The sequence below is a fragment of the Peribacillus sp. SIMBA_075 genome (assembly GCF_046534585.1).
Genome location: NZ_JAWRYN010000012.1, coordinates 64149 through 77217 on the forward strand (window position 1 = coordinate 64149; position 13069 = coordinate 77217).

Here is a 13069-nt window from a genome sequence, read left to right on the forward strand (position 1 = left end):
CTAAATTGGAGAAATCTATTCAGAATATCTACTCATTAACTCCGCTTCAAGAAGGAATCCTCTACGAACTGGAGATGAACAATACAGCTGAGAACCTTTACATTTCTCAAATGCGAATCAGGATAACGGGCGCACTTGACGTAAATGCATTATTCCAAGCATGGAGTCAGGTTGTAGAACGTCATGAAGCATTAAGAATGAAGGTCATCTCTAAAAATATTGAAAATAATGTTCAGGTTGTATTCAATGCAATGGACTATCAACCAGAAATAATAGATATGACGGAGTTGAGTAAACATGATCAATTAAATGAAATTCAGAGAGTGACATCAAAATTCCAGCAGATGGAAGTGAATAACTCCAATTTGATGAAACTCCAGTTAGTGAGAATTGAAGAAAATCAGCATATCTTGATTTGGACTCATCACCATATAATTTTGGATGGCTGGAGTACCAGCATAGTCATCGATGAGCTCTTTGTTATTTACAGCCGAATTGTAGGAAAGGACTCAAAACGGCTTATTGAAAAGCCAAAGCAATATGGAGATTTTATCCGATATATGAATAAAATTGATGCTGAAGATCTAAAACGTTTTTGGAAAGAGCTAGCAAAGGATATTGAGCAGCCGACAATCACATTCCCCGTTCTGAAATCTGTGAAGGAAAACCGGCAGGAAAATGATCTATTTTGGGAGCTGGATAAAAAACAGAGTGAACTTTTAAGAGAATTTGCCGCTAAAAACCATGTAACGGTTAATGTATTATTGCAGTTAATATGGTCGATCGTGCTAAAGGAAATGTCCAACCAAAACCGAATAGTCTTTGGAATTGTGAGCTCTGGCAGGTCGAATAACTTATTCAAATCAGAAGAAATTGTCGGGTTGCTCATTAATACGATTCCGATGATAGCTGAAATAAACGATACTGACAGCGTTACTGATTTACTGAAACGGTTCCAGGAAACATTAAACAATATGCTGGAGCACTCTCAAATTTCTTTAGTGGATATCAAAAGGCATACGAAATTAAAGAAGGAAGATCCGATTTTCGAAACGTTATTTGTTTATGAGAATTATCCGGAAGCTAAAAATGAAGGCAATAGTATCAACTGGGAAGTTGAAGGCGGAAAAGAATCACATAGCTTTCCGTTATCATTACAAGCCCAGGATAATAAAGAAACCATTAAATGCAAATTGTATTTTAATCGCTGCTTCTTAGAGCATTCACTAGTTAATGATATCCAAAAAGCCTTCATGCAGATTGCCCATCAAATTACAAAAGCACAGCAAATTGACGAAATATATGTCGATGTTGATTTTTCAAAACTAAAGAATAATGTAGGTAATGACTTTCATGCAACAAGTGACCATTCGATCACTTCGGCATCGGTTAATCAAGAACTTAAAGAAATATGGCAAGAGTTTTTCTTGAATACTGAGATTAATGGTGACTTCTTTCAATTGGGCGGGCATTCGATAACAGCCATGAAATTGGTATCTAAGGTGAATAAACGACTTGATGCGAATATGAAATTGACTGATTTATTTGAAAATCCCACATTAAAATTGCTAAGTCATAAGATCTTTCCAGAAGTGATTACATCTCCTAAAGATGAAACGCAATTAGTTTCATCATTTGTAGAAAAGACATTTTTGGAAGTCTTATCAACAAGTCAAATCGAAAAAGATGCCGATTTTTTTGAAATGGGCGGTCACTCGATATTAGCCATGAAGTTATTGACAAAGTTAAATAAAGAATACAACCAAATTCTAACTTTGAAAAATATTTTTCAAAATTCAACGATCGATTCGTTGACGGCCTTCATCATGACTCGAATTTCAGATACTGACAGTGAGCACAAAGAAATCCAAACGGAAAATCATGTTTTATCCAGTAACCAAGAGGCTTTGTGGTTCAACGAAAAACTCAATGGTAAAACAACCAATTATAACATTCCTCAGAAATATAAAATTACTGGCAAAGTAGATACTTCACTCCTGGAAAAAGCCGTCAACCATGTCATCGATAGACATGAAATCTTAAGGACCATCGTGCATGAAAAGGACGGTAAAGGCTATCAAGAAATTAAGGAAGATTTGTACATTAAAATAAATGAAATGGACCTCTCTGAATTAAAGGCAGAACAGCAAACGACCCGTTTGCTGCAAATTGAAGATGACGTCCAATCGGAAATCTTTGAACTTGAAAAAGGTCCTCTCTTGACATTGAAACTTGTTAAATTGAGTGAAAATGAGTCTGTTTTATTTGTGAATCTCCACCATTTTGTTTTTGATGGATGGTCAGTGAGTATATTTTTAGATGAATGGTTATCATTTTATGACAGTGAAGTGAATGAAAAGGAACTTAACCTTGGAAACGACTTTACACAATATAAGGATTTTGCCATTGAGCAAAAAAGCTGGTTGGAAAGTAACATTAAAGAAGAAACGCTATTTTGGGAAACAAACTTATCTGGGGAATTACCTAAATTGGAGCTTCCTATAGATTCTATGCGTACAAAAGAAAATCGCAACGATGGCAGTAGTTTTATAGTGGAGCTAACAAGGGAAGAGCTCCAAGGTTTAAAGCGGATGTCCATTGAAAAAAACTCGACATTATTCATGACACTTCTAACGATGTACCAGTCTTTTCTAGCAAAATATACAGGTCAAAACGATATCATTGTCGGAAGTCCTTTGGCGAATCGAATGATTGAAGGAACAGGGAAATCGATAGGTTATTTTGTCAATACACTCCCCTTTAGATTAAAGCTGGGACCCGGGGAAACATTTGAAGAGATTCTTCAAAGAAATACAAATCATATCATTGACATCTATGATCATCAGCAAATGACATTGGAGAAAATTGTTGAAGTCATTAACCCTGAAAGAAATTTAGTAACCACTTCTTTATTTCAAACCGTCTTCATTTTACAAAATAATGCTAAAGCTGCATTTGAAAGTGAATACATAAAGATAACGCCTGAAGTAATAAAATCAAAGGTAGCAAAATTCGATTTGAGTTTAGCTGCGGAAGAATATGAAGATAAACTTTTATTCGCTTTTGAGTATAATTCAGGTATTTTCAATGAACAAACCATTCGATTATTAGGTGAAAATTTCTTGGAGTGGATTCGGACAATTACATACGAGCCTGAACGATACATTGACCAAGTATCTGTAGTGAGTAAGAAGCAGGAGAAAGTATTATTGGAAGAATGGCAGGGAGAAACCGTTCAGTTTGAGGGGATCGATGATACAATCCCAGAAGCATTCTATAAAATTGTTGAGAGATTTCCTGATAAGGTAGCCATTGTTGATGGTCCCAGAACCATTACATATCGCGAATTGAATCATAAGAGCAATCGTCTTTCACACCATTTAATAAGCAGGGGAATTTCTACAGAAGAAAGAATCGGAATTTATGTGAATCGATCAATTGATATGGTTACCGGGATGTTGGCAGTAATTAAAGCTGGAGCTGCGTATGTTCCATTGGATCCTCATTATCCTAATGAGCGATTAAGCTATATGGTCCAAGATTCGTCCATTTCCTATTGTTTGAGTCACAAAGAACTCGGTGTGAATGAATTGATCGATTCAGCTAAAATAATATATTTTGAAGATATTGAAAAAGAATCGGATCTGTTAATGGACGCCAATCTTCACATTCCGGATCAGAGAAATCTAGCGTATGTCATTTATACTTCGGGAACGACAGGCAGACCAAAAGGAGTCATGTTAGAACATAGAGGAATCATTAACTTAGTGTATAACCAAAATAAAATGATGTGTTTAGACACATCAGCTAGAGTGTTGCAATTCGCTACATTTAATTTTGATTCATCCGTCATTGAGGTTTTTAGCTCACTTTTATTTGGTGCCGAACTGCATATAAGTGTGGATAAAGAAAATCAATTTGACATGAGTAAACTTGTTGAACAAATTAAGGGAGAAGGAATTTCCCATATCATTTTACCGCCTGCCGTGTTGAAGGAACTGCCAATCACGGAATTGAACAGTATTAAAGTACTGGGATCTGCAGGTTCTGAATGTCCATTTGAGCTCGTTTCAAAGTTTAAACATATATCGTTTTTTAATGCCTATGGGCCTACAGAATATTCGGTGTGTACAAGTTTTAAACTATTTCCTCCGAATGAAGAGATAGCGAATGAATTCGTTGTTTCAATTGGGAAGCCTCTGACTAACACAGTTGTACTTGTTTTGGATGAAAACCGGAAACTAGTTCCGGCAGGATCGGTTGGTGAACTATACGTTGGAGGAATTGGGTTAGCAAGGGGATATTTGAATAATGAGAGCCTGACAAATGAAAAGTTCATCGCCAATCCATTCAACCCTGCAGAAAAAGTATATAGAACCGGGGATTTAGTTAAGCATAACAAAGCTGGGGAATTAGTCTATATAGGCAGAGCGGACGATCAAGTGAAAATAAGGGGATACCGGGTTGAACTATCGGAGGTTAATGTTTCCTTACGAATGATGGAAGAAATCAAGGATAGTTATGTAACGGTATTGGAAGATGAATTTGAGAATAAAAGGCTAATTGCTTATTATACGGTGAGTGATGTGGTTTCGATAGAATCAATCAGAAGACGATTGAAAGAAACACTGCCTGCATTCATGATTCCTGCTCATTTTATGCAACTGGATAAATTTCCTTTGACGCCGAATGGGAAAGTTGATCGGAAATCCCTGCCGAAATGGACGGAACAGATAGACGAGCGGAAGGGAAAAGTGCTGGATGTGCAAGAATTGTCCAAAACTGAAACAGCGCTTCTGACAATATGGAGAAACGTTTTAAATGATCCCACTATAGGCCCGGATGATAACTTCTTTGAATGTGGCGGTGATTCAATCATCAGTATTCAAATATGCTCTGCTGCAAAAGAAAAAGATTTATTTATAACTCCTAAAGATTTATTTGAATACCAAACGGTCCGCGAGTTGGGGAATATTGTGAATGAATTGGAGCAAAACCAAGTGGTTCAAGAAACAATATCAGGTTATGTCCCGTTAACGCCTATTCAATCATGGTTTTTTAATGAAAATCATGAGAATATCCATCATTGGAATCAGTCCGTAGTATTAATGAAGGATAATACATTATCAACTGAACAATTTAAAAAAATCATCATGAAATTAATTGATCAGCACGACGTATTAAGGACATTATTTGAAAAACATGGTGATTCATATATAGGGAATATTGGGGATGCTGATACAGCATGCGGTTTTTATGAGTATAATGTTTCAAGTTTTAAAGATGAAAATAGTTTGAAGGAAATTAAGGAGCTAGAAGAAAACGCCCAACAAAGTTTAAACATACACATTGGCCCCATGATGAAGTTTCTTCTTTTCAGGGATCAAAGGGAGGTAAGGATCTTTTGGGTGACTCACCACCTCGTAGTTGATGGTGTTTCATGGAGGATACTTCTTGAACATTTCGAAAGATGTTATCAGCAGATGAAGAATGAACAAGAACTATCACTTCCTTTAAAAACGACTTCTTATAAACAATGGTCCGAGAAACTAAACGAATATCAGAACACTGACCTATCGGAAGAAGCCGTTCAATATTGGGAAAAGGAAATGAATACTCCCGTTTCTCCGCTGACGAAAAGCTTAGGAGAAACGTGTGATTTTGAAAACATGTACAAAATAGAAGTGGATGAGGATCAAACACAAAACCTCATTAAAAATACATTAAGAAAACATAAAACGACGATTGATGAAGTTTTATTATCAGTTATCGCCCAGGTGTTTTCCAATCGTATGGGAATCAATGAATTTTGGCTCGATTTAGAAGGACATGGTCGAGAGGATATTGAGGAAGGCGTTGATCTTTCAAGGACGGTAGGGTGGTTCACCTCCATCTATCCAGTAAGGATTGAAGGAAGGGCGTCTTTGGGATCTACACTGAGAAATACGAAGAACATAATAAGAAGTGTGCCGAACAAAGGGTTTGACTTTGGAATCCTAAAGTATATTTCCACTCGGGATTATCGTTATCCAGAAAGCCTTGTGAGTTACAACTATCTAGGTCAGTTTAATAATACAGGTGATATGCAACAAACCAATAGCAGCAATATCGATTTGAACTACAAATTTCCATATAAACTCAATTTTGTCGCTAGCATCGTAAACAATAGACTCATGCTGAATATTATCGGGGATAGCAACAATGAAAACTTCCAAATGATATGTAAAGAAGTTGAAGCACAATTAAACAAAGTTTTAAGCGGAAGTGCAGATTTGAATGACTCTATTATCGAAACGGATTTTGAATCAGAGGAAATAGTTGATGGAAGTACAATTAAGCATTTCATTAATAAGTTTAATAACATTGAAGAAATTTACCCAGTGACATCACTTCAAGAAGGGATGTTATTCCATAGCGAAGTAACTCAAAGTCCTGAATATATCTCGCAGCTATCCATCGACTTAATAGGCGATCTTGATCTGGATAAATTAGAAGAAGCCTGGAATGATACTTGCAGAAAATACGACGTCCTAAGATCGGTTTTCAGGCGCAATCAATTGGGGGACCGTTATCAAATCATACTCAATGATATTTATTATGTGTTTAATCATGTGAATCTAACGATGATTAGTGTAGACGAGTCAGAATCCAAGATAGAAAATCTTTTAGAACAAAGCAGGAGCAGACAAACGGATTTAGAGAATGGGCCGCTCATGAACATCACCTTAATTCAGCTAACGGATCATCGTTTTAAATTCATCTGGACACATCATCATGCTTTAATAGATGGCTGGAGCCTGCAAATCGTCATTAATCATTTTCTGGATAATTATCGAAATCCATCCAGTACTTTAAAAGACAGTGATGAACATAAGTATGCTTATAAACAAGTCATGAACCATGTAAGAAATATTAATAAACAGGAAGAAGCAGCTTTCTGGAACAAAGAGTTGAGCGATTTCGAACAAGTAAAAGAACTGGTGAGTAAGAAAACGGATAAGGAAGCTTTTACATCGGATAAAGTAGTTGAATATAGCTTACCTGAAGAGCTTACTGAAGAATTGATAGAGTTATCCAAGCGGCATAGAAAAACAATTAATACCGTTGTTCAAGGAGTTTGGGGAATCGTTCTATCTTACCTTAGTGAAAGCAACTCAGTATGTTATGGGGTGACAAGCTCAGGAAGGAACCTCAGCATTCCGCATATCGAATCAGCTGTAGGCTTATTGATCAATACCCTTCCATTCTCTTTGAAAATCGATTGGGAGGATGATTTACAATCCTATTTCACCGCTATTCAAAACAAGCAATTACAAATGAGAGAGTATGAGTTCAGTTCACTTACGGATATAAAGCGATACGCTGAAATTCCATGGGATAGGGATTTATTTCAACATATATTTGTATTCGAAAATTATCCGGGCGCAGAACTGGCAGATGATTCGCCAATCATGATCGAAAGTTCAGTTGGAAGTGAATCAACTAATTTCGATCTTACGTTCTCTGCAGCTGTAGTGCAATCAAAGTTGCATTATAAAATCATTTATAAAAACAATAAATTCGATGAAAATGAAATTTTAAGTTTTATGGATTCCATGCAAGAAATATTCTTAAATCTAACAAAAGATGAAACACTATCTATTGGTAAATTAATAAATCACTTGAAAGTTGGGGCCCGATGATAAGTAAATCGATGACGACGAATAAATTGATGTCAATAACTGAAGCTTTTAAAAAAATGGCGGGGGATAATCAATCAAAAGCGGCACTTTATGATAATGAACGGCAAATAACTTATAAAGAATTAGATATTCTCTCAAATAATCTTGCCAAAAGGATCATTGACATGGGAATTCAAGAAGAAACGATGATCGGGATTCCAAGCAAAAGGTCCATTGAACTGATCGTAGGGATGCTTGCCATTATAAAGTCTGGCTGTTGCTATGTTCCAATAGATGAAAAATACCCATTAAAAAGATTGGAATATATGCTTGAGGATACGGATATGGAGTTCTTCTTATCATTTAATGATCATGAAGGGAAGCTCAGTGAATTGGATATTGAACCAATTCCATTTGAGATTAAAGAACTGAGCAGGGAAGGGCACACGCCTGTGAACCGTTCTTCAGAGAATGGTCTAGCGTATGTTATTTATACATCTGGAACGACTGGAAAACCAAAAGGCGTAATGATAGAACAAAGAAGCGTAGTCAATTTAGTATTGAACTCTGAAATACTTGAAATAAACGAAAATAATAGAGTGGCTCAATTTTCCAACCCTTGCTTTGACGCCGCAACTTTTGAGATATGGGGAGCGTTATTAAATGGAGCAACATTATTCCTGATGACGAATGAGTTCACTTCTTTTGATGATTGGAAAGAAGCGATATCGGTTGGAAAGGTGGATGTAGCTTTTTTTACGACAGGTCTTTTCAATGCAATGGTTGATGAGGATCCATTAATTTTTGAAGGATTAAAGAAAATTGTGGTTGGAGGAGATAAAATCTCGATTTCCCATGTCAAAAGATTGAAGCAGGCAATTGGTCATTTTTCCTTGATTAATGGGTATGGACCAACTGAATGCACAACCTTTGCCATTTGTCATGAAGTCGCAGATAAGGATGTAGATGTTATTCCCATTGGAAAGCCATTGACCAATGTCGAAATCAGGATTTTATCTGAAGAACAAGTTGAGGTAGGCGATGGCGAAATAGGTGAAATCCACATTGGCGGTCAAGGGGTCATGAGAGGCTATTTAAATCAGCCACAATTAACAGAACAAGCTTTGATCATGGATGATTTGAATCAAACGAAGTGGTATAAAACAGGTGATCATGGCATCCGGTTAAATAATGGTGAGATCCTTTACAAAGGACGAAAAGACAGTCAAGTGAAAATTCGCGGCTTTAGAATAGAACTGAATGAAATTCAAGATAAGCTTGATAAGTACATGAAGGTTGAAAGTTCAGTAGTAGCAGTTAAAAACATCAATGATGAGAATTATGTTATCGCGTATTACAAACAGAAGGATGAAAACGCGAAAAATGCTGAAAAGGATATTAAAGATTATCTGGGCAATGAATTGCCGAATTATATGATTCCACACTTTTTTGTCAGAGTGGATGATTTTCCGCTTAATGCCAACGGTAAAGTGGATAAGGCGAAATTATTGGAAATGGATATCATGCAAAATGAGATTTTTTTAGCCAATCAAGAAAATGGAAAGAAAAAAGAAGTATTGGAGATTTGGAGAAATATATTAGGAAATCAAAGTTTAGGATTAGACGACAATTTCTTTGAAAATGGAGGTCATTCCATTTTAGCTACCAAACTGGTCTATATAATGAAGGAAACTGTACTTCCTGAAGCTACTTTACAGATTTTATTGGAAAATAACACAGTGAATAAATTTGTTGGTGCACTTGAAATTGATTCATCTGGCAGTATGGAAGCTCTGATGGAGAAGGACTCCACACTCGATCGATCGCTTATGGAGAAAATAAGGAAAATATGCACTAAACCAGTTCAATTTGAAAAGAATATGATGATTACTGGTGGAACAGGGTTTTTAGGAGCCCATCTATTAAACAAATTGTTACGGGAATTGGAAAATGTCAAAATATATTGTTTGGTTAGATTTCCTTCAAGAAATAGATTGAAAGATACTTTAACGAAATATGGTCTTTGGCAGGATGAGTTCGAAAGCCGAATCGTTGTAATTGAAGGCGATTTTAGTAAACATCAATTCGGTTTGGATGATATGACATATGAGAAATTAAGCAATGATGTTTCCCATGTATATCATGTCGGTGCCGAAACGAACTTCTTCGAGCCGTATAGTAAATCAAAAGTTTCAAATGTGGATGGTGTAGTGGAGATCATTAAGTTTGCTTCATCATACACTCGGAAAAACATCTATTATGCCTCAACGCTTTCTGTATTGACCGGCGAAAGGAAATGGGATGAGGAAGACGAATTGGTTTACTCCCCAGATTTAATGATCGGGTACAGCCAGTCCAAATGGGTAGCAGAGAAACTGCTTCTTGAAGCAAGGGAATATGGATTGACAATCGATATTTTCCGATTAGGCCGGATTTCATCTAATTCACTAAACGGGGTTTGGAACGAGAAGGATATGCTGTACAAGGTTTTTGAATCATTTATTGAACAAAGGATATTGCCATTTAAAGAGGAAATTCATTTTGAATTGATGCCAGTCGACTTTGTAAGTGAGTTTATGTATAAAATATCAAGATTGAATGAGAATCAGAAACTCGGAATCTATCACATGTTCAATGATCAGAGGGTTTCAAGTGAATTCGTGACCTCCTTCTTCGAAAAAAATAATATACCTTACTCCAATATGGATTTGCAAGAATGGTTACAATCTTTAAAGGAAAAGACACAATCTAATGAGATTCATTCATTAAGTGCTTTGTCCCAGTTAATTGATGAATCAACAAAATTAAAAGAGTCGGAAATCCTTCAATCCAAAACCAAGAAGGATATGGAATGGCTATCAATGAAAATGCCGGAAATTGATTCAAGGTATGTGGAAAACTTTATGAAGTTCATGTTGAAATAATCTTTATTGAACTGGAGAAGGGGGATGAAAGGACTGAAGAAAACACTTTTTTGTTTCCCTTATGCTGGGGGAAGTGCATCTTTTTATAGAGAGTGGAAATTTGATGACGATGTGATAGAGGTAGTCCCGTTGGAATACCCTGGACATGGCAGTAAATATAGTGAACCATTGCGTGACCATATGACTGATCTGACGGATAGCCTAATGGAAGAAATGGAAAGGAAATATCAAATTCAAGCATTGGAAAACATCTCTTTGTTTGGACATAGCATGGGTGCGATAGTAGCCTATGAAATTGCGGCAAAATTAGAAGGGAGATATGGCAATAAAGTAGAGCATTTATTCATTTCAAGTAAATCGTCCCCAGATTATAAAGTAGATCAAATCGATTGTTCTAATTCAAATAATTTAAAACAATCACTGAAAAAAATCGGGGGAACGAACAAGGAGCTCTTAGAAACGGAAGATTTCATGACATTATTCCTGCCGATAATACAATCGGATTTAAATGTTTTAGCCAACTACCACGATGAAAATAAACGTAAAAAAAAGGTGGGAAATAAAGCAGTTTTGCTATTGGGCTCAGAGGATTCCGTGACGAAGGAAAGTATGGAAAGCTGGAATGAATACATTGAACATATTGAAGGATTGCATATGTTAAAGGGAGATCATTTCTATTTAAAGCAAAACCAAGATATTGTATTAAAAATCATTCAAGAGTATTTACTAAGAAGTCGTTGTGAAATTCTGATTTAGGTATATGCAGTTATTTGTGTACTCGGATTAGGAATGATTAATGTAAAAAGAATAGGACCCAAAAGTGTTCGGATCATGACTCTAGAATTATGGATTATATCCAGATTTTAAAGATGAAATGATTTCAGCCACTTTTGGGTCCTTTTGTTCTATCTAAGCTATAATGTGACTTTGGTTTTTAAGCTGGTTATTAATGGGCTAGACACTATTAATTGAAATCATGTATTTATCATGTAAGTCTCGAATTGGAGCAGCTAAAGTCTCTAAAGTTAAAGGGTGAACAATTATCATTGGTTGATATTATTATTTTCAGCCAGTACGTTGGGGGATATGATTAAACATTGACTCATAACGGTACGAAAAATTTACCTTTGATATAAAGAATATGAAGCAAAAAAAATGCTCCAAATAGTTTTTTTGAAAGAATGGATCTCTTTACGGATTTTCATGTTTAATTAGAAAGATAAAGAAGGGTTGACGCAATTGATAACAACAACCAAATTTTATAAGAAAAAACGATGGATGATTCCCATCTCTATCATGATCATTCCAATTATCCTTGTATTAATAATAGGGAAATTCACACCGGTACTTAATACCTTTATGATCAAGCAGCTTTTCGAAGCAGATTCTTTTGCATCTCCTAAAAACATGGAGATCATTACAGAACAGGTTCATGTCGAAAAAGATTTAACTTATGATAAGCATGGAATGGATAATAGTATTTTAGATATTTATTATCCCAAAAATATGAATAAGCCACTCCCCGTTATCATGTGGATACACGGAGGTGCTTTTGTATCAGGCAGTAAGGAGCAAACAAAAGAATATGGAATGGCATTAGCCAATGAGGGATATGTCGTGGCAAATATAAACTATGCGATTGCACCAGGACAAAAATATCCCGGTCCAATTCTGCAAGCCAACCAAGCCCTCAAGTTTTTACAGGAGAATATCGCAAAATACGGTGGTGATATGAATAAACTATTTATCGGGGGGGACTCAGCTGGTGCGCAAATCGCTAGTCAAACCGTTGCGTTAATAACGAATGAAGCACTCGCAAGGTCAATGGATATTCAACCTTCAATTGATAAAGAACAGTTAAAAGGTGCACTTTTATATTGTGGGATTTATAACATGGACGAAATGGGTACCCAGTCTTCGCCGGTGATAAAGAAGGGGATCGACTCGGTGTTTTGGGCATATACAGGGAAAAAGGATTATAAAGCTTTCTCTAGACTGAATGAGATGTCTACAGTTAAACATATAACACCATATTACCCTCCTACCTTTTTGACAGTTGGAGATGCGGATCCATTAGCATCACAATCAGCAGAACTTATAGACGTTCTTGAAAAACAAGGAGTGGAAATAGAAAGTGTTCTATTTGATGGAACAAATACGGACTTAGGTCATGAATACCAATTTGATTTTACCATCCCGCATGCTGAACAAACTTTTGAGCAAACCATTCAATTCTTAAAGGAACATAGTGAATGATTTTTTTGCAATATGATATTCAATTCGGTGTATTTCAGCATTATCAGTCTAATATGTTTGTGTAACTGATTATACCCTATACATTTAGGGGGTATTGTCCGATAATCCTTATGCCACCTAAAAAACGAAATCCCCTGTTTCACTAATGGAGGGGATTTCGTTTTTTTTATAAACAAGCGAGGTTATGAAAGCAATCAGCAATAGAAAGATGGGGAGAACATTGCTTAT

General features: G+C 36.0%; 4 protein-coding genes. All 4 read left to right on the plus strand.

Annotated elements, in window-relative coordinates:
- The first annotated feature begins 5 nt into the window (after positions 1–5).
- The 4 genes from SB775_RS11620 to SB775_RS11635 all read left to right on the plus strand — a co-directional run bounded on the left by SB775_RS11620 (position 6) and on the right by SB775_RS11635 (position 12841).
- A complete protein-coding gene (locus SB775_RS11620) occupies positions 6–7682 on the plus strand; it encodes an amino acid adenylation domain-containing protein (RefSeq protein ID WP_410861685.1) in 7677 nt (2558 codons plus the stop codon).
- Positions 7679–10585 carry a non-ribosomal peptide synthetase gene (locus SB775_RS11625; RefSeq protein WP_410861686.1) on the plus strand — a complete coding sequence of 969 codons (2907 nt, stop codon included), beginning with the start codon at positions 7679–7681 and terminating at the stop codon, positions 10583–10585. Before SB775_RS11620 ends, SB775_RS11625 begins: the two co-directional genes overlap by 4 nt.
- Positions 10586–10609: 24 nt before the next feature.
- Positions 10610–11341, plus strand: coding sequence for a thioesterase II family protein (locus SB775_RS11630; protein ID WP_410861687.1), 732 nt, complete (start codon positions 10610–10612; stop codon positions 11339–11341).
- Positions 11342–11824: 483 nt separating this feature from the next.
- Positions 11825–12841 (plus strand): alpha/beta hydrolase, encoded by a 1017-nt coding sequence (locus tag SB775_RS11635; protein ID WP_410861688.1) that lies wholly within the window; start codon positions 11825–11827, stop codon positions 12839–12841.
- The last annotated feature ends 228 nt before the right edge of the window (positions 12842–13069 follow it).

Coding starts and splice junctions, on each gene's coding strand:
- SB775_RS11625 (WP_410861686.1), top strand. CDS start 7,679: ATGATAAGTAAATCGATGACGACGAATAAATTGATGTCAATAACTGAA.
- SB775_RS11630 (WP_410861687.1), top strand. CDS start 10,610: ATGAAAGGACTGAAGAAAACACTTTTTTGTTTCCCTTATGCTGGGGGA.